19 protein-coding genes and 1 riboswitch are annotated in these 23502 nt (G+C 44.1%); of the genes, 8 read left to right on the top strand and 11 right to left on the bottom strand.

The window, feature by feature from the left end; all coding sequences use genetic code 11:
- Positions 1-92: 92 nt before the first annotated feature.
- Positions 93-1463 (bottom strand): sodium:alanine symporter family protein, encoded by a 1371-nt coding sequence (locus tag AB6E08_RS18140; RefSeq protein ID WP_017101086.1) that lies wholly within the window; start codon positions 1461-1463, stop codon positions 93-95.
- A gap of 128 nt (positions 1464-1591) precedes the next feature.
- Positions 1592-1726: riboswitch (glycine riboswitch) on the bottom strand.
- A gap of 627 nt (positions 1727-2353) precedes the next feature.
- Between AB6E08_RS18140 and AB6E08_RS18135 the strand changes: the two genes are divergently transcribed.
- Positions 2354-3088 carry a chromosome partitioning protein ParA gene (locus AB6E08_RS18135; RefSeq protein WP_372066844.1) on the top strand — a complete coding sequence of 245 codons (735 nt, stop codon included), beginning with the start codon at positions 2354-2356 and terminating at the stop codon, positions 3086-3088.
- A 315-nt stretch (positions 3089-3403) separates the two neighbouring features.
- Positions 3404-3592, top strand: a complete 189-nt coding sequence (locus AB6E08_RS18130) for a hypothetical protein (RefSeq protein ID WP_012603781.1) — start codon at positions 3404-3406, stop codon at positions 3590-3592.
- Positions 3593-3692: 100 nt separating this feature from the next.
- On the opposite strand, the gene AB6E08_RS18125 is transcribed toward AB6E08_RS18130, so the two are convergent.
- The 6 genes from AB6E08_RS18125 to AB6E08_RS18100 all read right to left on the bottom strand — a co-directional run bounded on the left by AB6E08_RS18125 (position 3693) and on the right by AB6E08_RS18100 (position 11078).
- The gene (locus tag AB6E08_RS18125) at positions 3693-5234 is read right to left on the bottom strand and encodes a sodium:alanine symporter family protein (protein WP_009846571.1); all 1542 of its coding nucleotides are present in this window, start codon (positions 5232-5234) and stop codon (positions 3693-3695) included.
- 558 nt (positions 5235-5792) lie between these two features.
- Positions 5793-6947: an ABC transporter permease gene (locus AB6E08_RS18120; RefSeq protein WP_371695591.1), complete on the bottom strand. Its 1155-nt coding sequence runs from the start codon at positions 6945-6947 to the stop codon at positions 5793-5795.
- On the bottom strand, positions 6944-8215 hold the full coding sequence (locus AB6E08_RS18115) for an ABC transporter permease (protein ID WP_372066839.1): 1272 nt from the start codon (positions 8213-8215) through the stop codon (positions 6944-6946). The genes AB6E08_RS18120 and AB6E08_RS18115 overlap by 4 nt, the downstream gene beginning before the upstream one ends.
- Positions 8216-8222: 7 nt before the next feature.
- On the bottom strand, positions 8223-9197 hold the full coding sequence (locus AB6E08_RS18110) for an HlyD family secretion protein (RefSeq protein ID WP_017101092.1): 975 nt from the start codon (positions 9195-9197) through the stop codon (positions 8223-8225).
- 3 nt (positions 9198-9200) lie between these two features.
- Positions 9201-10637 carry a TolC family protein gene (locus AB6E08_RS18105; protein WP_371695593.1) on the bottom strand — a complete coding sequence of 479 codons (1437 nt, stop codon included), beginning with the start codon at positions 10635-10637 and terminating at the stop codon, positions 9201-9203.
- 213 nt (positions 10638-10850) lie between these two features.
- Positions 10851-11078, bottom strand: coding sequence for a hypothetical protein (locus AB6E08_RS18100; protein WP_009846577.1), 228 nt, complete (start codon positions 11076-11078; stop codon positions 10851-10853).
- A 661-nt stretch (positions 11079-11739) separates the two neighbouring features.
- On the opposite strand from AB6E08_RS18100, the gene AB6E08_RS18095 reads away from it, so the two are divergent.
- The 5 genes from AB6E08_RS18095 (at position 11740) to gnd (ending at position 18245) form a co-directional block, all read left to right on the top strand.
- Positions 11740-13350: an ATP-binding protein gene (locus AB6E08_RS18095; RefSeq protein WP_371695601.1), complete on the top strand. Its 1611-nt coding sequence runs from the start codon at positions 11740-11742 to the stop codon at positions 13348-13350.
- A gap of 69 nt (positions 13351-13419) precedes the next feature.
- Positions 13420-14115: a response regulator gene (locus AB6E08_RS18090; RefSeq protein WP_269336130.1), complete on the top strand. Its 696-nt coding sequence runs from the start codon at positions 13420-13422 to the stop codon at positions 14113-14115.
- A gap of 437 nt (positions 14116-14552) precedes the next feature.
- Positions 14553-16055, top strand: coding sequence for a glucose-6-phosphate dehydrogenase (gene zwf, locus AB6E08_RS18085; protein WP_029222938.1), 1503 nt, complete (start codon positions 14553-14555; stop codon positions 16053-16055).
- Positions 16052-16768, top strand: coding sequence for a 6-phosphogluconolactonase (gene pgl / locus AB6E08_RS18080; protein WP_371695602.1), 717 nt, complete (start codon positions 16052-16054; stop codon positions 16766-16768). Before zwf ends, pgl begins: the two co-directional genes overlap by 4 nt.
- 28 nt (positions 16769-16796) lie before the next feature.
- Positions 16797-18245 carry a decarboxylating NADP(+)-dependent phosphogluconate dehydrogenase gene (gene gnd, locus AB6E08_RS18075; RefSeq protein ID WP_004733587.1) on the top strand — a complete coding sequence of 483 codons (1449 nt, stop codon included), beginning with the start codon at positions 16797-16799 and terminating at the stop codon, positions 18243-18245.
- Positions 18246-18379: 134 nt separating this feature from the next.
- On the opposite strand, the gene AB6E08_RS18070 is transcribed toward gnd, so the two are convergent.
- Positions 18380-19540, bottom strand: a complete 1161-nt coding sequence (locus AB6E08_RS18070; RefSeq protein WP_372066835.1) for an HD-GYP domain-containing protein — start codon at positions 19538-19540, stop codon at positions 18380-18382.
- 423 nt (positions 19541-19963) lie between these two features.
- Here AB6E08_RS18070 and AB6E08_RS18065 point away from each other — a divergent pair, with 423 nt between their 5' ends.
- Positions 19964-20377 (top strand): VF530 family DNA-binding protein, encoded by a 414-nt coding sequence (locus AB6E08_RS18065; RefSeq protein ID WP_012603790.1) that lies wholly within the window; start codon positions 19964-19966, stop codon positions 20375-20377.
- 155 nt (positions 20378-20532) lie between these two features.
- Here the strand turns inward: AB6E08_RS18065 and AB6E08_RS18060 are convergent, their stop codons facing one another.
- From AB6E08_RS18060 to AB6E08_RS18050, 3 genes are all read right to left on the bottom strand, one after another.
- Positions 20533-20724: a hypothetical protein gene (locus AB6E08_RS18060; RefSeq protein ID WP_017099079.1), complete on the bottom strand. Its 192-nt coding sequence runs from the start codon at positions 20722-20724 to the stop codon at positions 20533-20535.
- A gap of 227 nt (positions 20725-20951) precedes the next feature.
- Entirely contained in the window at positions 20952-21710 is a 759-nt protein-coding gene (locus AB6E08_RS18055) for a sulfite exporter TauE/SafE family protein (RefSeq protein ID WP_029224070.1), read from the bottom strand.
- A gap of 201 nt (positions 21711-21911) precedes the next feature.
- Entirely contained in the window at positions 21912-23387 is a 1476-nt protein-coding gene (locus tag AB6E08_RS18050) for a tripartite tricarboxylate transporter permease (protein ID WP_241820678.1), read from the bottom strand.
- Between the last annotated feature and the right edge of the window lie 115 nt (positions 23388-23502).

Raw genomic sequence — 23502 nt, 5'->3', positions numbered from 1 at the left:
CCCAGCCAAATATCCGTTCAGGTTCAAGCAATAATGCTTATCCGAACGGCATTAGCACATTATTGCGGGCGTTTTTGATCGCTCAATTCTTATTATGCTTTAACTGCTTCGCAATCCTTTGAGGAAGTTAACGGTTTGAAGAATAGCTTGGTTTCTTCGATAACAACATGGCGCAGTAAGATAAGCCCAATTAGGTTCGGAATTGCCATTAGGCCGTTCACGATATCCGCCATTATCCAGATCATGTCGAGCTTTAAGAATGCACCAGAAGCAACCAAGGCGATGAAGATAATCTTGTAAGGCAATACTGCTTTGGTACCCAGCAAGAAAACAACACAGCGCTCACCGTAGTAGTTCCAACCTAAAATTGTTGTAAACGCAAAGAAGATTAAGCCAACAGAAACCAACATAGGGCCAAGGGTGTCTGCATTCAAACCAACAGCGAACGCGTGAGTGGTCATCGCAGCGCCAGAAAGGTCCGTCTGCCAAGCGCCTGTTAAGATAAGTGCCAGACCTGTCATCGTACAGATGATGATGGTATCGAAGAAGGTGCCTGTCATAGAGACAAGTCCTTGCTTCACACATGAGTCTGTTTTAGCCGCTGCTGCAGCCATTGGTGCGCTACCTAGGCCAGATTCGTTCGAGAACACGCCACGAGCGATACCTGATTGGATAGCAAGCATGATGCTCGCACCAAAGAAACCACCAGTTGCTGCTGTGTTGGTAAACGCAGAAGTCACAACAAGGGTAATGGCATTCAGTAGTTGGTCTGCATTTGAAATCAGAACGCTTAAACACGCGACGACGTACATCACCGCCATCGTAGGAACGACTTTCCCTGCTACTTTAGCGATAGATTGAATACCACCAAGGGTTACAACCGCCACTAGTATCGTGAGGACAACCGCTGACATTTCACGTGAAGCGCCAAATGAGATTTGAGTTGCGTCTAAGATAGCGTTTACTTGTGGGAAGGTACCGATACCGAAGCAAGCAACACCGAGCGCGAAGACAGCGAACATGACAGCTAAGATTCGAGAGCCCACACCGTATTGCAGGTAGTACATTGGGCCGCCAACCATTTCGCCATTGCTATCGGTTCTACGGTATTTAACAGCAAGTAGACATTCTGCGTATTTGGTCGCCATACCAAATACAGCGGCAAGCCACATCCAGAATAGGGCGCCAGGGCCACCAATCTTGATTGCGGTCGCTACGCCTACAATATTGCCTGTACCAATCGTTGCGGAAAGCGCTGTACACAAAGCGGCGAAGCTTGATACGTCACCCGTACCGGATTTGTCTTTGCTGAACACCATTTTTAGCGCGGTTGGGAGGTGTCTAAACTGGAGTAAGCCTAAGCGAAAAGTAAAATAGATACCTGTACCCACTAGCAGAATAAGTAGTGGTGGTCCCCAAACGAATTGGTTGATGGTTTGTAGTGTAGCTTGTAGGTGGTTCATAGATTCCCCTTAATAAATATAAAATTTAAGGAGAAGAGGGAAGGCAGTGCAGATCACAGGGATCGGGAGCACTACTTAATACATACGGATTTCTAGATAGAATTCTTTTGTTAATTAAGGCTGTTGCTTTCCACTCCTCTGTCCTTTTGCCTGAGAGTTTCACTTAGCGAATCACTTATAGATAAGTAACGGGCACTAAGCTTGCTCCTTCGGCGACCGCTTGCTACAAAAAAAGTAGTACGGTTCTCTCCAGAGGTTCCTCCAACGACAGTCCTCACTTTTCTGGATTTCTCCAGCATAAAGCACCTGAAAGATTTACTTCTTCGGCGGGTTTATCTAACTAAATGTTAATATTTAGTTAAAAACCACTCTCCTGCAGTCTTCATCGGAACAATTACCTAAATAATTAGGTAATCTGTAGGCGTATCCTAGATCATATAAAATGTGATGTCAGCTACAAAATATCTGTTTGCTCAAATGTTGTTCAACTAAATGATCAAACAACGAGTCTCTGACGTAACTTGCTTATTTAAATGGTATAAAATAGAGAAACAAGGAGGAGTTATGACTCGATTAATAGCGATTGTTTTTTTATTGGCTTTGGCATTTGTGCTGTTTCGTTACCGGACAAACGAAAAACTGCAAAAATGGGTAGTGATAGTTATCGTTAGCAGCTTCCTTTTGTATACTGCCAGCCTGATGATTTCGGAGTTAACTCGTTAAGTCTGTCTGTAAGCAGATAGGATAAACGTGTTAGCAAAGCTCAAGTGCTTCTGGCTTGGGCAATAGGTTTAACTGAGCTTAAAGTATCAGTATCAGTATCAGTATCAGTATCAGTATCAGTATCAGTGACCGTGTAACGTTAAACAAATTTTTGGGAGTACCCGCTAGTGAACCAGCAATCTGGACAAGGCGAACAAGATGAAGTGGTTGTTATTGAGGAACGCGATAAACGTAGTCAGCTCTATATCGGCATTGCTGCGGTTATCGGTTTGGCGTTAGGCGGCTTAATCGGATCTACAGTCACGGCTTCGAAGTGGGAATCCACTTATCAGGTACTAGAAACTCGTTATCAAGAACTGCGCGATAGTAAAACTCAGTTGGTGACATCAGTTGAAGAGAAAGTGGCAAAAGTTGATACCGAAATTGATGCGAAAGTAGAAGCTGCTCTAGTGAAACAGGCAGAAGAGCATCAAAAAGAACTCCAAGATTTAGCGAAACAATCTGCAGTTTTAGAGAAAGCAAACTACTCGTTAGAGCAGCAGTTAAACGAACAGAAGCAAACGTTAGAACAAACTCAACAAAATAATCAAAAGTTGAGCCGTCAAGCTGATATGCAGTCGACCATTTTTGAACGTTCGCGTGAGCTTTTCCGCAAAGAATTACAGATATCTCAAGAGCTTGAAAAACTCGAGAAAGAAAGAGATGACATCGAACAGAATCTTGGTTCTTTGAAGAAAGCGTGTGATGTTTTCTTAGATGGTACGTCATGGGATACAAAATCTGACGCCTGTGAGAAACAGGATAATGCCAATTCCCGCTTAAGTGACATCAGACAAATGATTGAAGTTCACACCATGGATATCAAGCAGATCAAGACTCTCACTGAAGAGATGGGTCTATAAGCTGAGCGCTTAATATAGCCATATCACGACTACTTGCAGTAAGAATTTGAACGCCCACATCGCACACGTGATGTGGGCGTTTTGCGTTCTCACCCCCTAAATGGCTAAGATGCGCTTTACATTGTTATTTCTGAAATTAGTGATTAGATACGTAAAATTGATCTTGATATGTGCTTTGTTGGGTAGTTGGTGACTTTGCACGCATATTTACACGCCAGAAAATTAGCATAATTGTTATGTTCTAGGATGAATATGTGGTTTGTTGCCACTCGGTGATTAGACTATCTCAAAGGACAAAGGACAAAGGACAAAGCGATGCCTGAATATTTGTGCGAGACTTGTACCGTAGCTTATTGCTTTGATGATTGTAATTCGGCATTGGCGCAACGAGAAATGATTGAAGTAGAAGAAGTCTTGGATCGTAAACAAGTAAGCCAAGATCCTGAACGGCGGCTTAAACAAGAAAATTCAGACATAAAAAATCCCTACAAGCACAGCCTGTAGGGATTTTGTACGTTGCAATACTGTTCTCGCTTTCTCAAGCAAAGGGTCTTACAAAAATTTTTAGAACAGTGTTATTCGACAATAAATTATTGACGAGTCACTATTTTTCGTAAGTTTTGATTTCGCCAGATTTAACTCGAGCAACAAATGATTGCAGTTCTTTCTTCACAACAGGCATTAGGAAGTACAGGCCTAGAATGTTGAAGATAGACATCGCAAAGATAGCTGCGTCAGAGAAGTCGATTACCGCGCCAAACTGAATCGTCGCACCGATAACAACAAACACACAAAACATCACTTTAAAAATCAGTTCCGTTGTTTTGCCTTCACCAAATAGGTAAGTCCACGCTTTAAGACCGTAGTACGACCAAGAGATCATGGTAGAAAACGCGAACATGATTACCGCTAGAGCGAGTGTGTATTTGAACACTTCTGCCGTTTCAGTAAACGATGCAGCAGTAAGCGTTACACCCGTTAAGCCAGAACCATCGAATGGACCTGTATTTAGACCAGCGATAGTGATAACCAAGGCTGTCATTGTACAAATGATGACTGTATCAACGAACGGTTCTAATAGTGATACTAGACCTTCAGTGATTGGCTCTTTTGTTTTAACCGCTGAGTGAGCGATAGCTGCTGAACCTACACCTGCTTCGTTTGAGAACGTTGCACGTTTTAGACCTTGGATTAAGGCACCAATGAATCCACCAACCACACCTTCGCCAGTAAACGCACCTGTAAAGATTGCACTGAACGCAGGACCCACTTGATCAAGATTAGAACCGATAACAATCAGAGCCATACCGATATACAGAGCAGCCATCCAAGGAACAACTTTTTCCGTTACCGATGCGATAGAAGGCATACCACCAACAATCACAGAGAAAACTAAAGCGGCGAGTACAAGGCCTGTGATGACACCGTATTCACTTGGTACATCGAATGCGTAAGTTAACATGGCATGTGCTTGGTTAGCTTGGAACATGTTACCGCCGCCCAATGCGCCTAAAATACACATTAATGCAAAACCAATAGCAAGGGCTTTACCTAGTCCACCCAACCCTCTTTCACCAAGACCTTGGCTTAGGTAGTACATGGGACCACCGGAAACGACACCTGAAGGTAGGATAGTTCGGTATTTCACACCTAAGGTACACTCACAGAACTTAGACGCCATACCCAGAAGACCACACAAGATCATCCAGAATGTTGCACCAGGACCACCAATTGCGAGTGCAGCACCCACACCGGCAATATTACCAAGCCCAACAGTTCCAGAAAGCGCGGTTGTTAACGCTTGAAAGTGAGAAACTTCCCCTTCGTGTTTGGAGTTAGGGTCTGTGTACTTACCTTTAATAATGTCTATGGCCATCCCGACACGTTTAAATTGAACAAAGCCAAAGTAAACAGTAAAGATGATCGCAGCGAGCAGTAACCAGCCAACAATAATTGGGAAGTTTGCTTCACCTACCGGTACGCTTTTAAATATCAGTCCAACGAACCAACCTGTATATTCGTTGAAAAAACCATCAACACTTTGACTTAAGTTACTGATAGCTTGATTAAATGATCCTTCTTCTGCAAATGCACTGGAACTAAATAATAATATAAACCCAAAAAATAATTCACGTATGTTTTTCATGGTTTTCCCTGTCTTTTTATTAAATTATGTTTGTTGCTGTTGTGTTTTTTCTATTTGATTTTTTACATTTCAGCGACTTATTTATTGCAATTCGACGGCAACATAAACGGCTGTAGCTAGGTCGAAAAATGAAATAAATATGAGTACTGATCTTGCTTTATATGGATATCCTTTTGGTATGTGCACCAATTAGACTATGGCATTCGGCCTGCCAAGCCCTACTGATAATCCTATACACAAAAATAATACCATCAAAGATTTTTTTACAATAAATTTACAATTGTTCGGGTTTTGTCATTGTTTGGGAATAAGCAGGAATTTTTTAGGTTGGAAAAGGCATATGCAGTAGCTGTTATAGCATGAACTAAGGTGAATGATAGTGGAGGTGCATAGGGAAGTCGGCGAGTTTTAATGTTCAATATGTTTTGGGGAGGTGTTTAAACAATTGATAGCTGAAGATGTAATCAAGCTAAAAGACATTAAAAAAGCCCTTTATCAGAGCTTTGTTAATGGTTTCAATGAGCGTGAGGTTTAGTGCCTGACGAATAGAGACTAGAGTTAAACAGAGCCAATGATACGTTTACTCGATTTGTGGTAAAGCTTAAGTGCGAGTAACGAGCCCCATAGAGCGACTTGTATCCATAGCAATGTCCATTGAGACGCTACCTCTTGCCAAGATGCCCCCATCTGATTGAGCGCTAAAAAACCTTGGATAGCGGGTGTGCTTGGGAATAACTGTGACAGCAGTACTAACCATTCAGGCATCATTTCAACAGGCCAGATAAAACCTGAAGAGAAGATCAGCGGCATTGAACTGATTAACACCACAACCGTGACTAACTCTCTTCTTGGCACTAGCTCACCAATAAAAATCCCGATCAAACAACTGGCCAATAAGAAGGGCAGCAGTAAGGTCAAAATGTTTGTTATGGAGGCAAGTAGGTTAATGCCATACATCGAAAAGCTTGCGCCGAAGTAATACATCGACAACAGGTAATAAATGCCAACTAAGGTACAACAGCGAGCAAGTATCAGTTTCGCTGGAGAGGTCTTACTCCAATAGCCAAACGTCGATTGAGCGTTTTGGGTCGCGCCAACTAAACCAGAAGCCATGGCTAAGGTTTGTTGCAGGATCAACACAAAGACGGCTGGAACCACGTAATCAATGTAGCCCATGCTACTATTGAAGGTTGGTTTTAGGTTCAAGCTGAATGCACTGTAGCCTTTGGCTGCCGATTCTAAAGGTACTCCTTCTACTAACAAGTGGCTGACCTTAACTTGAGCAGCTAACGTGCCGCCAGCCTTGGCAAGCCCTTCAACAATGGTTCCGTAGACCAAGAAGTAAGATGCATCACCGGCGTAAGAAAGCGTCGGGCTCTTACCTAGGAGCAAGTCTTTATAGAAGTTCTTTGGGATGACGAGGAACCCACCAATCTCTTGATTAAGAACAGCTTGCTTAGCATCGGCGATGGTGGAGTCGCGGCGTACCAAGTCAATTTGAGACGTGGCATCTACCATTCTTTCTAACTGGTAGCTGCTTTGGCTCTTATCCAAATTCACAACGGAAGCTTTAAGTTGTTGAGGAACTTGATTTGCGTAAGGCAGCGGATACAAGAATGAATAGAAGACCACACCACCAAATACCGTTAGAAGTACAACAGGGTTGCGCAGTACCGCTAACAGTTCTTGCTTGAGCAGTTGAGTAAAGCTCATCGTTTTACTCCTTGTTGTGCTGATGCATCTGGCTGTGCTGACGATGTTGCTTTTGATGATATAGCCAAGTGTTTCTTAATTAATAACATCACCACGAAAGCAGGAACTGCATACCACAACATCGAGGAGAGGCTGATTAGCGATTGTGCCGCGGTCACGCCATAACTGGATTGTGCTGTTTGTATTTCGATGTAGTGACTCACGGGCAATAAGCTTCTCCAAATTTGAGCTGCCGTGTTCATGTCGGTGACTGGAAAAGTAATGCCCATGAACGCAAAGCTTGGCGCTGTAAAGGCGCCAGCGAAACTCATCGCCCTTGCTGGATCAAGCGTTAAGAAGAAAAACAAACAACCCATGATGATACAACTGATGACGGTAAGCAGTTGGGCGACGGTCAGTGCCACAAAACTGCCGTTAAACGGCCAGTCTAAGAGGACATAGAACCAAAAGCTAAACGCGATACCAAACATCAAAAACAAGACAAGGTAGGGCGTTAGTGTTGATGTTAGTGATTTCATCGGGGCGTTGGATAACCAAGCATGAAGACCACGAGCTCTAACGTTCGCCGTCAAAACCAATATCGTGCCCACCACAATCATGATCTGCCATAGAGCCGGAATAACCGCAGACACTAAGAACTGAGCATAGCTGGTGTTCTTGTTAAACAGTGGCGTAATCTGGCTTTGTACCGTTACCGCTTGCCCCAATGCCGATTGTACCGTGGTATCACCGTGTGAAAGCTGTTTAACCACTTCGAGTTGCGCGTTGAATGTTCCTTGAGCCTGCAACAGAGCCGAGTTCACCAGTTTGCCAATCAAGATAAATTGACTGTTATAGAAAACGGACACTTGCGGGTTCAAGCCTAGGAAAAGGTCTCGGTCAAAGTGTCTTGGTATCACGACATAACCATAGATATCGCGTTCAATCATCGCTTTAGCCGCTTCACTCGCCGAGCTGTATTTCTGAGTCACTTGCAGCGTTGGTGAAGCATCAACAAGGCGCGTGAACTGTTGCGAGATTTGACTGTGTTCAAGGTCGACAACCGCAACCAGTAAGTCGCGAGCGATCCCTTGTGAAAAAATCAGCCAGATACTGGCAGCAAGAAGCAACGGAATCCAAGTTAGGCAAGACAACAGCCATTTGTCTTTGCGGACAATCGCCCACTGCCTAAGCAATGTATTTTTCACTTGACGGTGCTCCGGTGATTGCGTGCCTCTAGATTGCGAGGCTGTAGATCGAGAGCTTATAGAGCGAAAGTTAGCAGACATACGTCACCTAAAGCTCAACCACTAGGCTCATGCCCATACGCAGTGTTTCGTTGGTATCGACAGGGTGCGCTTCTACTTCAAAAGTGCGTAAGTCGAAGCCTTGTGCTGCGTCTGTTGAACGCCAAGTCGCGAAATCACCCATTACGGCAATGTGAGTCACTTGGAAAGTTAATGATCTATCCAGAGCTGGAAGGTAAGCTTCAAATTGGCTGCCTTTCTCAAAATGTTTCAACATATCTTCACGCACATTGAGCACCGCCCATGCATCTTTAGTGTCAATCACGGTCACAACAGGGAAACCTTGAGGAGCTAACTCACCGCTACTTAATAGTACTTGAGCCACTTCACCACTAAACCAGCTGTGGATCTGTGTGTCTTTTGCGTAAGCTTCAACTTCCGCTACTGCGCCAGCTGCCATTAACGCTTTTTGAGCGGCTGCCACTTTGGTTTCGTCACGAGCACCTTCTTGTGCTAATTGATACATTTGGAACGCAGCGCTTTCAGTGTACTTCGCCGCTTGCCACTGTGTTTTGGCTTCATCACGTTTTTGCTCGGCAACCACGCCATCGTTATAAAGGTTGTTTACACGTTGGTAAGTTTTATCCATGAGATCGGCAGCTGCTTTGGCTTTCAACCATTGGTCTTTAGCGGCTTGGATTTGCTGAGTACGCGCGCCATTCTCTGCTTGTTTTGCTAATGCACCAGCGGCTTTTTGACCGGCTTTTGCTTGCTCTAATTTAGCGTCAATTTCTGGGCTAAGTAGGGAGAAGATCAATTCGCCTTTTTCAACCGAATCGCCTTTACGCACGAATATTTCATCAATTCTGCCGGGTACTTTCGATGAGATGCTGTATTGCTGCGCATCTATTTGACCTTGAAGCTTAACAGGCTGTGGTTGGTACGCTTGGTAAAAGCCGTATCCAACCCAGCCAATAATGCCGATACCAACCAGAGAGAGAATAAATGGCTTAATAGGTTTCATGAATTATCCTTTTGACTGGCTAGCGGTGTCTGCTTTTGAATCGAAGTCAGACGGGACAGAAGACGTTAAGTAACTTGAATAAGCATTCATTTCACTGGTGAGTGCTAACAGCTTATTAAGAGAAATTAGGTATTTGAATCGAGCAGCAGATTGCTGTGTTTTAATGCTTGCAAGATAAAGCTCAGCATCAACCACTTCTAACGAATTGGATAACCCTTGAGTGAAGGCTTTTTTACGAAGTGAAAGGTTTTCTTGAGCTAAAGACAGACTTGAGTTGAGGCCTTGAACTTCTTCAATTGCTTGGTTCGCTTCAAGATAGGTCTTTTGTACCAAAACGGTTAAGTCTTGCTTGGCTTGCGACTTAAGAAACTGGACTTGAGACACGGCGCTATGAGCGGCAGCGACTTTGTCGGAACGACCTGACGTGTCAAGTAGCGGTACATTCACACCAATACCGACTAACCAATCGGGTTTCATTTCACTGGCTAGCGAGTCATCTTCGTACAGGCTGTAATCACCGTAAAGGTAAACTTCTGGGTAGTATTTGCCTTTTTCAGCCTTGATCAAGCTACTCGCTTGTTTCTCTTTTGCTTCAAGGATTTTAAGGCCTGGGTAGGTCATGAGGGTTTGATCAACAAATACGTCCATATGAGGCAGGTTTTTGTTGATAAAGAGTTGTTCTGAAGGTTCGACACTTTGGCTCTGACCAAGGATCTGAGTCAGTGCTAATTGAGCAATTTTGAGGTCGTTCTGCGCTTTGGTTCGTTCAACAACGGCTTTATCCAAAGAAGCATCCGCCTGCAGACGTTCTACTCGAGCAATTTGTCCTTGCTGTTCAAGCTTGATGGCGAAATCACGATGCTGAGTTAAGCCAGCTTCAACGGCTTGACGTGTTCTCACGACGTCTTCCGCTAAGATCACCGAGAAGTAATATTTACTTAAGTCTTCGTAGCGAGCCTGTTTCTCCATCAGCAGTTGGCTTTGCGCTTCTTCGCTTTTACCTTCGGCAGCAGTTTGCGCAGCGGTAATTCGTCCGCCAGTAAAGATAGGCCAAATAGCACGGATGGAAGAGCTGAAGATGTCTTGCTCTGTTATGGTCGAGGTAACGCCACCCAATTTAGCTAATAAGGGTGCAAATGCTGGATCTACGCCGCTTAAGCTATCGCCGAACTGTTTACCATTGATAGTCACATCATTATCAAGGTGCGTGTAGTTAGCTCCCAAGGTGATCGAGGGTAGATTAAGGCTACTTGTTGAGTTCTGAAGGTGTTGATAACGCTCAACGTTGGCTTGTTGAGCCGCAAGTGAGTTGTTGTTCTCTTGCAATATTTGCCACGCTTCAGAAAAAGTGAGCGGGGCAGAGAAAACTGGCGAAGCAAATGTGCCGAGAAGCATACTGGCGAGCGCAAGGTGTCGGAATTTTGGTTTGGTCATCTGCATTAAATACCATTTAGAGTATTAGCTCTAATGCTAACAGGGTGATAGTCATTTGTCTTGAGATGATTGTCTCACATGATTAGAAACCCTCATAACTCGTTAAGTTAACGTAATAAAGTACGTGACGTGGGCAACAAAGATCACTGAAACGAAAAGAGCACGACAAAGCGTGCTCTTTAAGTTCAGTATAGAAGTGTTCTTACAAAATGAAGTGGCTTATTTAAAGCTAGGACAATGGTGATCGGCGCGCCACACCAATTGTCTTGAACCTTGCATTGTTTGTAATAAATCTCTACCTGACATTTGCGGGAACGCTAACAATACCTTGAGATCAAGAGGAGAGGTTCCGTCTTTCTCATAGGCTCTTACATGAGTAAAAGTCGATTGTAAGTGTTTGAACAGCATAGTCTTAGTAAGACAAATTCCAAAGTTATCGCGTTTCATTGCCTGGTTTCCTTTTCAACAATGTTTATACGTTATGTTTTTTATCCTGTTTCTATTGGACGTTGCCACTGATCGATACTTCCTGCTCATCAATGTTTTATTATTGGGTGCTGATTTATCAGTCACCTCTGAGTTGTCTACTGGCCTGTCGCGTAAATAGAGATGTATGAATGAGGTTAGGTAGGTAACCTGTTTGTTCAACAATCGTAACGACGAGCGTGCAACTTTTAGTTATAGATACGTCCAGTGAGCGAAGGGTTGTTGCCTTTTTGTTAATCTAAATTTCGATTTAAAGCGCGGTCTGAAAATGAGGACTTATGGCTTGGCAACAACGAACTCCTTCATATGCAACTATTATAATTGTATTTATTTTAAACAACCTAAAAAACACCTAAAAGCTTAGTGATCTAGCTCAATATTTATTCGTTTATTTTGCTTCTTAAGCTAATCCGTTCTAAAAATGAACGATTAATCGAAATGAATAACGTAAAGGATTATCAATTAACAATCTGCTCAATTATTTAGTTGAGTAACAGTCACAAATTCGCATAGCTAGAAAGGTCATGCGGTTAACTTAGTGTTAACATTATTCGTCTAACACTAGGGACGGTGGAATATGAAATGGAGCAGTATCAGTTTCCGTAAAAGGTTACTGATTATCATGACGGTCACTGGCCTTGTTGAGCTTTTGATACTCTCAGCTGCTGGTTTTTACTACATCAAACAATCTCAAGAACAAGAGATGGGTTTGAAAGCGTTAGGTGTTGCTGAATTTCTATCTGAATCGCCACTGGTCACCAGCATTATTCAAGAAAATGGAACGTTGGATCCTAACGGCGTTCCCTACGTTCTGTCTGAAGAAACCCAAGTTAAATTTCGAAACCTTACCCAACTCATTGGTGCGGCGTTTATCGTTGTGGGAGATGATAAAGGTATCCGCCTGATTCACCCTTATGATGACAGGCTCGGTAAACCAATGCGTGGTGGCGATAACCAAAAAGCGTTGATATTGGGCGAGTCTTATGTGTCGACGGCTAAAGGTTCACTTGGCTTCTCTGTCCGTGGTAAATCTGCGGTAAAAGACCCCCAAGGTGCCGTTATTGGGGTAGTGTCGGTGGGTTATCTATTGGATTCTTTGCAAGATCGAATCGAACCTTACTTAGCCTTTTTGATTGTGATGGCGTTGCTGGTGGTTGCCGTCAATGCGGTGATTTCAAGCTATGTGTCTCGCCGTTTTCAGCGCGCTATTTTAGGCTTTGAGCCAGAAGAAATTGGCCGCTTATATGTAGAACTTGATGTGACTATGAGTACCGTGAAAGAAGGTATTTTGAGCATTGATAAGAACGGCATTTTGCGCTCAATAAACAAAAGCGCGTGCGATATTTTGTCCATAGACCGAGATAAAGCACTCAATCAGCAACGTCTATCAGATGTATTAGCGGGCAGTGACTTAGAACAGCTGTTATCGACTGGCGATACCGATCACGATGTTGAGCTGTACCTGAACAATAAGCGAATCATTGCTAATCGCAGCCCAATTATAGTGGCTGGTGAGGTGGTTGGGGCGGTATCCAGCTTCCGATTGCGAGATGAAATCAACGATTTAACAGACCAGCTCTCACAAACCAAAGAGTATGCTGATCTACTGCGTTCGCAAACCCATGAGCATCAAAATAAGCTAAACACCATTAGTGGCTTGATTCAAATGGGCGAGCTGGACTCTGTTCAACAATTGATTGGTCAAGAAACCGCTCATTACCAGAGCTTAATTGAGTTCTTAAGAGAGACGGTGAAAGATCCATTGATTGCAGGCATGCTTTTAGGCAAAACAGAGCGAGCTCGAGAGATTGGTTTGGAGCTTAAAGTTGAAGAGGGATCAAGGCTTGAGGCATTACCCGCTTGGTTAAACGCAGAGGATGTCGTGACGATTCTTGGCAACCTGATTGATAACGCGTTTGATGCCACCATGATGACAATTAAACAAGAAGGGCCAATAGCACCAGCTCGTCGCGTAATCGATGTGTCGATCAGTGATTTTGGCAATGAAATCATAGTGGAAGTCGAAGACAAGGGCTGTGGTTTGCCGAAAGACTTGGCGACCAAAGCACTCACCGAAAAAGGCGTATCGAGCAAAGCGAAGCAGAACCGAGGTGTTGGTTTGTATCTCATTAAGCAACTTTCAGATCGTTATCAAGGGCAATTAGAAATGGTTGATAACCCTGATTTTGGGTCACGCATGACGGTGTATTTACCGAAAGAAGAACAACAATAATAATTGAGCACGGAGCGATCGAGTAAAGATCGTAGTGACGGAAAAAGCATGGTTAAAGGAAGAACATAAATGAACGCAATCACGAGAGTCATGGTCATTGAAGATGATATTGCGATTGCAGAGCTTCACCATCGTTATTTAGAACAGATGGGAGGCTTTGATGTGGTCGGGATTGCGACCACACAGTCTGAAGCATTAATGCAATTGGACATCTTAAAGCCTAATTTGGTTTTATTGGATGTGTATCTACCGGACGGATGCGGACTTGATATTTTGAACCACGTTCGTGGCAGTAATCAGGGCTGTGATGTGATTTTGATTACCGCCGCTCGAGATGTCGACACACTGCAACAGGCGATGCGTGGTGGAGTCGTCGACTACTTACTGAAACCTGTGATGTTTCCTCGTTTGGAAGCGGCACTGAAAAAGTACCAATCGCAACAACAAGAATTTGAAAGTGTGTCTGATTTGAACCAAGGCTTGGTCGACAAGATGCTGCAAGCCAATGCCAAGGCAGACTCTCGAAAGGTTTCTACGTTACCTAAAGGGATCGATGGTGTAACGCTTGATAAAATTAGAGCTATTTTCCAACAAGCCGACATTGCTGATATTACAGCTGATGAGGCAGGTGAACGTATTGGAGCTAGTCGAACCACCGCTCGACGCTATTTGGAATTCCTTATCACGACTGGCGAGTTAGTGGCTGACTTAAATTACGGGTCAGTAGGTCGCCCAGAACGCTGCTACAACAAAGCTAGAAGATAGATTTAGCGACAACAAGTCACAAAGATAAACGCGATGCTATCAAATAAATATAAAGCCAGTTGAGTAAGCTGGTTTTGGTTTTTTCTCCCTTTCTTATTGTTCACTCCACCGACCAGATACCGTTCTTTCTTGACTACAATGTTTGAGAATGCCGATTTGCTTCTTCTTCCGGATAGAACAGCTGAATTATCGATTATAATTTGTTCGAAATCAGTCAATATTTAATCGATTGCTTTCACAGTGGTTGATGTAAATCAAATACTCATAGACAATACTGTCCCGAATAGAGGTGATAGCTTTCACCCTCGTTTACCAAACGCATTCTCAAGTGTAATAGGCACTCGCTATTGATGTAATAGCCAAGACCTATTATCTATTTTCGTATGTCGCTGATACCTTTGGCGAATACTAAAAACCTTGTTTTTATAGGAAAGATGATGGTAATACCTGAAAACAGCAGCATCGTTATTTTTGGTGCGTCGGGAGATCTAACTTACCGCAAGTTAATTCCTGCTTTGTACCACCTGTATGCTAGCAATCAACTTCCAGAATCCTTTGCGATTCTTGGAGTGAGCCGTACTGAGTACAGCGACGAGTCTTACCGTGAGAAGCTGAAGAAGTCTCTTCAGGAAATGGAAAAAACTGAGCCAGAGACGCTGAATGCATTTATTGAACATCTGCATTATCAAGCGATCAACACTTCAGATGTAGACGATTACGCCCGTCTAGCACAACGTCTGGATAAGCTTGAGCAAGACTACCAATTCGAAAACCATAACACATTGTTCTACTTGGCAACCCCGCCAAGCCTTTACGGTGTGATTCCAGCAAACCTTGCTGCACATGGCCTAAACGATGAGAAGAACGGCTGGCGTCGTCTGATTATTGAGAAGCCATTTGGTTACGATCTAGCATCAGCTCAAGCGCTGGATGAAGAGATCCATCATCACTTCCAAGAACACCAGATCTACCGTATCGACCATTACCTTGGTAAAGAAACGGTACAAAACCTTCTAGTGCTTCGTTTCTCAAACGCGATGTTTGAACCTCTGTGGAACCGTAACTTCATTGAATACGTTGAAATCACAGGTGCTGAGTTCCTTGGCGTTGAAGAACGTGGCGGATACTACGATGGTTCTGGCGCAGTTCGTGACATGTTCCAAAACCACCTGCTACAAGTGCTAGCAATGGTTGGTATGGAGCCACCTGCTCAAATCAATGCAGATTCTATTCGTGATGAAGTGGTTAAAGTACTGCAGTGTCTGAAACCATTAGAAGAAGATGATTTGCGTAAAGACTTAGTGTTAGGTCAGTACACAGCATCAGATGTTCGTGGTCAGCACTTACTAGGTTACCGTGAAGAGCATGGTGTCGCAGACGACTCTCGTACTGAAACGTACATTGGTCTTAAAGCACACATCAATAACTGGCGCTGGAATGGTGTTCCTTTCTACGTACGTACGGGTAAACGCTTACCAACACGTGTGACTGAAATTGTGATTCATTTTAAGAACACACCACACCCAGTGTTTGGTCAAGATGCACCAGAGAACAAACTGATTATCCGTATCCAACCGGATGAAGGTATTCAGATGAGCTTTGGTTTGAAAGAGCCAGGTGCAGGCTTCAAAGCAAAAGAAGTGAAAATGAACTTCTCTTACTCTGATCTGCCTGAGACTCAGATGCTAACGGCTTATGAGCGTCTTCTTCTTGACGCACTGAACGGTGATGCGACTCTGTTTGCACGTACCGATGCAGTAGAAGCATGTTGGAAGTACGTTCAACCGATCTTAGATTTCAAGCAAGACCCTCAAGCACTGTTTGGCTATGCTTGTGGTACTTGGGGCCCACAAGAAGCCGATGAGCTTCTGCAGCGTGATGGCCGCGCATGGCGTTTCCCATGCAAAAACTTAACAGACACGGATTACTGCGAACTATGATCAATCACAAGATCTTTGCAACGCCTGAATTAGTCGTTGAAAACCTAGCAAACGAAATGAAAGCTTACAGCGAGCAGGGTAAACCTGTTCACATTTCACTGTCGGGTGGCAGCACGCCAAAAATGCTTTTTAAGCTTTTAGCTCAAGCGCCATACGCAGAAGGCATTCAATGGAATAACCTTCATTTCTGGTGGGGCGACGAACGTTGCGTGGCACCTGATGATGCTGAAAGTAATTTCGGTGAAGCAAACGCATTGCTGTTTACACAAGTAAACCTTCCTGCTGAAAACATCCACCGCATCCGTGGTGAAGATGAGCCAAAAGCAGAAGCAGAGCGTTTCGCGAAAGAAATGGCAGACGTGATTCCAACAGAAAACGGCACGCCTGTTTTCGATTGGATCCTGCTAGGTGTTGGCGCAGACGGCCACACAGCTTCACTATTCCCGGGTGTAACTGACTACCAAGATGAGAACCTATCTGTATTAGCTTCTCACCCAGAGTCAGGCCAGATCCGTGTTTCTAAAACAGCGAAAGTTTTAGAAGCAGCAAAACGAATCAGCTACCTAGTACTGGGTGCAGGTAAAGTTGAGATCGTTAAAGAAATTCATACAACTCCTGCTTCAGAACTGCCTTACCCGGCAGCGAAAATCCAGTCTAAAACTGGTGAGACAGAGTGGTTCCTAGATTCAAATGCAGCAAGTGCTATCGCATAAGTGCGAATAGCCGCAAGGAGATAAAATAATGAAAGGTGATATCGGTGTAATTGGCCTAGCAGTAATGGGTCAGAACCTTATCCTAAACATGAACGACCACGGCTTCAAAGTTGTGGCTCACAACCGTACTGCTGCGAAAGTAGACGAGTTCCTAGAAGGCCCAGCTAAAGGTACTAACATTGTTGGTGCTTACTCTCTAGAAGAGCTAGTTGAGAAGCTAGAAGCGCCACGTAAAGTGATGCTTATGGTTCGTGCTGGTGATGTTGTAGATACGTTCATCGACAAGCTTGTACCACTTCTAGACAAAGGCGACATCATCATTGATGGTGGTAACACTAACTTCCCAGACACTAACCGTCGTGTTGCCGCTCTTCGCGAGAAAGGCATCCACTTCATCGGTACGGGTGTTTCTGGTGGTGAAGAAGGCGCTCGTTTCGGTCCTTCTATCATGCCAGGCGGGTCTCCTGAAGCTTGGGAAGCGGTTAAGCCTATCTTCCAAGGTATCTCTGCGAAAACTGACGCGGGTGAGCCTTGTTGTGATTGGGTTGGTAACGACGGTGCTGGTCACTTCGTTAAGATGGTTCACAATGGCATCGAATACGGTGACATGCAGCTTATCACTGAAGCATACCAGTTCATGAAAGATGGCCTAGGTATGAACCACGACGAAATGCAGGCTGTATTTGCTGACTGGAACAAAACTGAGCTAGACAGCTACCTAGTTGAAATCACTGCTGATATCCTTGGTTACAAAGATGAAGACGGTGAAGCGCTAGTTGAGAAGATCCTAGACACTGCTGGCCAAAAAGGTACGGGCAAATGGACAGGTATTAATGCACTAGACATGGGTATCCCACTGACTCTAATCACTGAGTCTGTATTCTCTCGTTGCCTATCTGCGCTTAAAGACCAACGTGTTGAAGCTGAAAAACTGTTCGGCAAGACTGTTGCTCCAGTTGAAGGCGACAAGCAAGAGTGGGTTGATGCAATCCGTCAGGCTCTACTTGCTTCTAAGATCATCTCTTACGCTCAAGGTTTCATGCTAATGCGTGAAGCGTCGAACGAAAACGGCTGGGATCTAAACTATGGTAACGTTGCTCTTATGTGGCGTGGCGGTTGTATCATCCGTTCTGCATTCCTAGGCAACATTCGTGATGCTTACGAAGCGAACCCAGAGATCGCTTTCCTAGGTTCAGATGCATACTTCAAAGGCATCCTAGACAACTGCATGGGCGCTTGGCGTAAAGTTGCAGCTAAGTCTATGGAATCTGGTATCCCAATGCCATGTATGACTTCTGCACTGACGTTCCTAGACGGCTACACTACAGCTCGTCTTCCAGCGAACCTTCTACAAGCTCAACGTGACTACTTCGGTGCTCACACTTACGAGCGTACTGACCGTCCACGTGGTGAATTCTTCCACACAAACTGGACTGGTACAGGCGGCGACACTGCTTCTACAACTTACGACGTATAATCGTTAGTTAGAGTCAGTAAAGAACACGTTCGTTCTTTCAGCTGAAAACTAGAAAACCAAAGGATGCCAATTGGCATCCTTTTTTGTTGGTTCGCGTTCTCTTACTTAGGCCTGAATAACAAAGGTGCCATAGTTTAAGCTGTCATTAAATGCGGCTGAGCATCGTCATTGTATTGCTCCCGAATTGCCATAAAGCCGTCTAGGTTCTGTTTAAGAGCCACGACACACTCTGGGTCGAACATTGAACCGTTCTGCGCATCTATGTATTCCATCACTTCATCGAGTGACCACGCGTGCTTATAAGCTCTTTTGCTCATCAGCGCATCGAATACATCGGCTAATGTCACTATTCGAGCTTCGAGTGGTATCGCTGTGTTACTCAAAGCATCAGGCAATCCAGAGCCGTCAAACCGTTCATGATGGTGGCGCACAATATTCTTGATGAATTGAATCTCTTCACTGCACATCGAGCTGTGGTGGGAAAGGGCAACCACGTCATCAATCATCTCTTCGCCATACAAGGTGTGATTGTTCATGATGTTTCTTTCCTCTTCATTGAAACGCGCGCTACTGAATAACACCTTATCTGGAATTCGATATTTACCTATGTCGTGGAAGGGCGCATACAACCGAATTCGATGAATGAATTGGTGGGTAATTTCCCTTTTGGTGTGCGACAGCGTGCGAGCAATTTGCTCACTGTATTTACCCATGCGAATTAGGTGTTCTTTGGTTTCTGGATCTCGAGCATGACCCATATTTAAAGCGATCGCTAAAGAAGATTGAAAGTGACGCTGGCGCTCAAACCACTGAACGAAAAGGCTAGAGATGACTTGAGTGAGATAGGCGATATCACACTGAATAGTTTGGTTAGCAAAAAATCCTGTCGATGAAGCATTGATAAACACAAACCCAAGATTACTTTCTTGATGATGAATCGGTGTTGTATAACTGCTTTGATGACCAAGATCGAGTAGGTGAGATATTTGTTTGGTTGAGCTAATGGTGGTGAGGTCGTTGATGATCCGGGTATCTAAAGACTTAGCCATGCGCGACAAAGCCGATTCTGGCGTAAGTTCTTGCTCGACATGGCGATGTTCGGCTTCTTGGCACAGAGTATCCGAAACAAAGTAATTCGACGCTCTATTTTCGTTGCATAGCACAACCGAGAGCCTAGACAGAATGGGGTAATGTTCGCGAGCTAGCCGAAAGAGATCATCAACGATGGCGATAATGTCTTTATCTTGGGCGGCTACTCTGCTGATTTGGGAGTAGTCAAACATGGTCAAAGCCAACCTTTATTTATAGTTATATCATTGTTTAATATCATTATTAGTAGGTTTCTATACCACTTCTAACATAGCACCTCGCTGTTAATTAGCAACACTGCGTTCTAATAAGTTTAAATTCCATTGGTAAAGTAGGGATATTTCATTCTTCTATCATGGTTTTTGTTAACTTGAGCTAGTTTGGTGGATCTTTAAGACAGACCCTTTTTAGTAGGGGCGGCTGTATTACACGCAACATCAGGATGGTAAGTGACCATATTAAAATTAAATTGAAAGATAAATAGGATAACGAGCATGCTTTATGCCATCATAAAGGCATAGATAAGGGCAATGGATGATATGCCCAAATGATTGAGCTAGAAGCGGTCAGTGATGACGGTGTTCTAGAGTAAATTCAAGGCCTTTAGTTGCCTTGGAAAAGGTAATGTTATGACTGAAGAAGAAAGAATCGAACTGCAACAAAACAACCCACTGCATGGCTTAAAGCTTGAAACTATGATCAACGAATTAGTGGATCATTACGGTTGGGAAATTTTGGATGCAGCAATGCGCATGAACTGCTTTAACACTAAGCCGACAGTAGCAAGTGCCGTTAAATACTTGAAGAAAACAGAGTGGGCTCGTGAGAAAGTAGAGAATTTCTACCTTTACCGTTTCAAGCGCATGCCTAAAGCTTCTGATATCGAATACCAGATGCCTCCGCGTTCACGTACATTCCGTCACGGGTTAGAACCTCGTGAGCCAATGGAATTAACGGTTGAATCGATTCTAGCATCACAAGCTAAAGCAGCGTCAGCATTTAAAGAGCGTCGTGGCGGCAACGGTCGTAACTTTCGTCGTTAATAGAAATGCGTCGCTAGTAAAAGGACGTCGTTAGTTTTAACGTTGCTATGTAAAGGCGTAAGTCGAACATCGTCAGATAGACGAAGCCTTGACTGCAAAATACAAAAGGAGCCTAAGTGCTCTTTTTTTAGTGCGTGTCGCTTTAGTCGTTCGTCTTAAGCTTCGCGGTTCTTTCTTTGATTCTTCCAAAGGTCAACGACATAAATAATGGCGCTGATCAGTAAGAATAGCGCTGACACAGAAAATAGAGCGGGCATTTTTAAGATCCACGCGAATGTGGCAGCAAGAAAAGCGACAAAGCAAATGAGTCGACTTGATGACATGACATGACCGAGTTTAATGTTCATAACGCCTCCTAATGAAGTCTCACTTTCGACAGGAGAATTATCCCACCTTTGGCAAAATAAAGGCTAAAAAACAGTCTAAATTGTTATCAAATTTGCTAATTGAAGGACTCGCCTCACACATTTTGTCTTGGCTATTTTATAAGCAATAAAATAGCGAAATCGGTATGAGAAGGGTGGAGTCTTTTTTGCTTTATCTTTCCAGTTGCAAGCCTTATTAAACCGAACGTCTAATTAGCATAGAAGAAGTAAGCGGTAATCAAAAAGCTCGCGATGATCACTGTGGTGCGAACATATTGTTGTGGGATACGGCGAGAAACTTTTGCTGAATAGTAACCACCAACCAATGTACCAAATAATACTGCCATGCCAGACGGCCAATCAATCGAACCATTCACAACAAAGAACACGATTGCCGCGAGTGATGCACACGCAGACACGAGCAGTTTGATGCCATTCATCACGTTGATATTGGTATACCCTGCCAGTGCCAAGTAGCTCAATGTCACAATGCCTAAGCCTGCATTAAAATAACCACCATAAACACACACGATCAAAAGCAATACAGCTGAAAAGAACGCGCCTGCGCTGGTGGCGTGCTTATGTTTAGCGGTTACTTTTTTGAGCCATTTGTTGAGAGTGCCACCAAAGGTAAAAAGCAGAGCGGCGAACAGCAATAACCAAGGTACGGATTGAGTAAATAGCGCTTCTGGTGTGTGTAGTAGTAAAAATGCACCAATGCTGCCGCCAATTATACATAGTCCAACAATGAGCTTGAGTTGTTTGGTACCAGATTGAATTTCGTGGCGTAGAGCGTAGGCTCCGCTAATGTATCCAGCACACGAAGCAAAGGTATTGGTCGCGTTGGCTGCTATTGGTGGAACGCCTGCAAACAATAGAGCGGGGAAGGTGATGAAGCTGCCTCCTCCTGCAATGGAATTAAACACGCCACCGATCACGCCTGACAAGAATAGAATCAACCAATCCATAGTTTTTGAATCCAATGCGTTAAATGATGAATCACCTTACTTGATTTTGTTATTGATATCAGGGATATGTGTTTTTCAGGAGTCGGATTGTGAGTTTGCTACCATCTTAGAGCTACGGTTTTTTGAAATAGCTGCTACGAAAAAAGGAGCCTGAAGCTCCCTTTATTACGTTTTGTTTTTCTAAGCTAAGCTAAGCCAAGTTTACACTTCAACAGGCTTCGCTCTAAAGCTCTTGAACAGCTTAACCAGAATAGGACTAGATAGAACCAATACCGCTAAAATGGTGAAGGTCATTGTGATAGGGCGTTCCCAAAGGAAGCTGAGTTCACCATCACTGATCATCAGTGCGCGTCTCAAGTTCTCTTCCAATAAACCACCTAATATGAAGCCAAGCAGTAACGGTGCGAGCGGGAAGTTGGCCAGCCTTAACGCTATCGCCGTCATTGCCACAATTAGCATCACAAACACATCCATCGTGTTGAAAGACACCAAGTACACGCCTGTGATTGAGAAGAAAATAATCATTGGCAGTAGTACCGTTCTTGGTACCGCTAGCAGTTTAGAGATGTAAGGGATTAAAGGCAGATTCAAGATAACCAGCACGATGTTGCCAAAGTACATCGAGATAATTACCGACCAGAATACATCTGGATGCTCAACGAACAAGCGAGGACCGGGTTGGATGCCATAAGCGATGAGTGCACCAAGCATAATTGCTGTAGTACCAGAGCCCGGAATACCGAGTGTCAGTAGCGGAACGAATGAACCACTCGAAGCTGCATTATTTGCTGATTCAGGAGCCACAAGACCACGAATACTGCCTTTACCAAACTCTTTCTGCTTGTCTTTTGGTGCTAGGCTGCGTTCCATGCCGTAGCTTAAGAAAGCTGCGATAGTCGCGCCAGCACCCGGAAGCACGCCAGTGAAGAAGCCAAGAATTGAAGAACGAATCGAAACGGGCGCGACTTCTTTGAACTCTTCTTTGGTCACTTTCATGCTGCCAATATCGGCCATCTTTTGGCTTTCTTCGCCGCTGGTGTCTTTCTCTGGTTTCAAAATACCCATTAAAGTCTCACCTAAAGCGAATGTTGCCATAGCAAGAAGTAGGAAACTAAAGCCATCCATTAGGTCTGTTAGACCAAACGTGAAACGCTCAACACCAACGCCTTTGTCGATACCAACAGTAGATAACATCAAACCAAGAATGGTCATCATCCATGCCTTTATTACCTGACCCGGGCCTGCAAAAGCCGCTACAGCCGATAGACCTAACAACATCAATGCAAAGTAGTCTGACGACTGGAAGCTCAATGAGACACTTGCTAGAGCCGGTGCTGCAATCAAAAGCATGATTGCTGACAGAGTACCGCCAGTGAAAGAAGAGTAGGCTGCTAGTGCCAACGCTTTACCTGCTTGGCCTTTTTGTGCCATTGGGTAGCCGTCGAATGCGGTTACTACCGTTGAAGAACAACCTGGAGCATTGATTAAGATTGATGACGTTGAGCCACCAAATACAGCGCCGTAGTACACACCTGCCATTAAGATTAAGCCAGAAGAAGGGTCTAGGCCGTATGTAATCGGGATCATCAACGCGATTGCTGAAATTGGACCGAGTCCCGGTAGCATCCCAATAAAGGTACCAACAAAACAGCCAACAATTACCATCATGATGTTCATTGGCATCACGGCGGTCGAAAGAAGTGTCTATTTACTTAGTCACTCGTAACACATTATCATTACCCCCCTCTGGCAGGATAGTTGTCACTGTTAAAATTTAACCAGTTTGGGCGAT

The sequence above is a fragment of the Vibrio sp. 10N.247.310.24 genome (genome assembly GCF_041467175.1).
GTDB classification, from domain to species: domain Bacteria; phylum Pseudomonadota; class Gammaproteobacteria; order Enterobacterales; family Vibrionaceae; genus Vibrio; species Vibrio tasmaniensis_A.
The sequence above is the reverse complement of the archived record's forward strand: the minus strand, read 5'-3'. Positions and strand labels throughout refer to the sequence as shown.

What these genes read in the sequence shown, in the direction of transcription:
- AB6E08_RS18090 (WP_269336130.1), top strand. Translation starts at nt 13,420, where the DNA reads ATGAACGCAATCACGAGAGTCATGGTCATTGAAGATGATATTGCGATT.
- AB6E08_RS18100 (WP_009846577.1), bottom strand. Translation starts at nt 11,078, where the DNA reads ATGAAACGCGATAACTTTGGAATTTGTCTTACTAAGACTATGCTGTTC.
- AB6E08_RS18125 (WP_009846571.1), bottom strand. Translation starts at nt 5,234, where the DNA reads ATGAAAAACATACGTGAATTATTTTTTGGGTTTATATTATTATTTAGT.
- zwf (WP_029222938.1), top strand. Translation starts at nt 14,553, where the DNA reads ATGGTAATACCTGAAAACAGCAGCATCGTTATTTTTGGTGCGTCGGGA.
- AB6E08_RS18105 (WP_371695593.1), bottom strand. Translation starts at nt 10,637, where the DNA reads ATGCAGATGACCAAACCAAAATTCCGACACCTTGCGCTCGCCAGTATG.
- AB6E08_RS18110 (WP_017101092.1), bottom strand. Translation starts at nt 9,197, where the DNA reads ATGAAACCTATTAAGCCATTTATTCTCTCTCTGGTTGGTATCGGCATT.
- AB6E08_RS18055 (WP_029224070.1), bottom strand. Translation starts at nt 21,710, where the DNA reads ATGGATTGGTTGATTCTATTCTTGTCAGGCGTGATCGGTGGCGTGTTT.
- AB6E08_RS18050 (WP_241820678.1), bottom strand. Translation starts at nt 23,387, where the DNA reads ATGAACATCATGATGGTAATTGTTGGCTGTTTTGTTGGTACCTTTATT.
- AB6E08_RS18060 (WP_017099079.1), bottom strand. Translation starts at nt 20,724, where the DNA reads ATGAACATTAAACTCGGTCATGTCATGTCATCAAGTCGACTCATTTGC.
- gnd (WP_004733587.1), top strand. Translation starts at nt 16,797, where the DNA reads ATGAAAGGTGATATCGGTGTAATTGGCCTAGCAGTAATGGGTCAGAAC.
- AB6E08_RS18120 (WP_371695591.1), bottom strand. Translation starts at nt 6,947, where the DNA reads ATGAGCTTTACTCAACTGCTCAAGCAAGAACTGTTAGCGGTACTGCGC.
- AB6E08_RS18065 (WP_012603790.1), top strand. Translation starts at nt 19,964, where the DNA reads ATGACTGAAGAAGAAAGAATCGAACTGCAACAAAACAACCCACTGCAT.
- AB6E08_RS18130 (WP_012603781.1), top strand. Translation starts at nt 3,404, where the DNA reads ATGCCTGAATATTTGTGCGAGACTTGTACCGTAGCTTATTGCTTTGAT.
- AB6E08_RS18095 (WP_371695601.1), top strand. Translation starts at nt 11,740, where the DNA reads ATGACGGTCACTGGCCTTGTTGAGCTTTTGATACTCTCAGCTGCTGGT.
- AB6E08_RS18115 (WP_372066839.1), bottom strand. Translation starts at nt 8,215, where the DNA reads ATGTCTGCTAACTTTCGCTCTATAAGCTCTCGATCTACAGCCTCGCAA.
- pgl (WP_371695602.1), top strand. Translation starts at nt 16,052, where the DNA reads ATGATCAATCACAAGATCTTTGCAACGCCTGAATTAGTCGTTGAAAAC.
- AB6E08_RS18140 (WP_017101086.1), bottom strand. Translation starts at nt 1,463, where the DNA reads ATGAACCACCTACAAGCTACACTACAAACCATCAACCAATTCGTTTGG.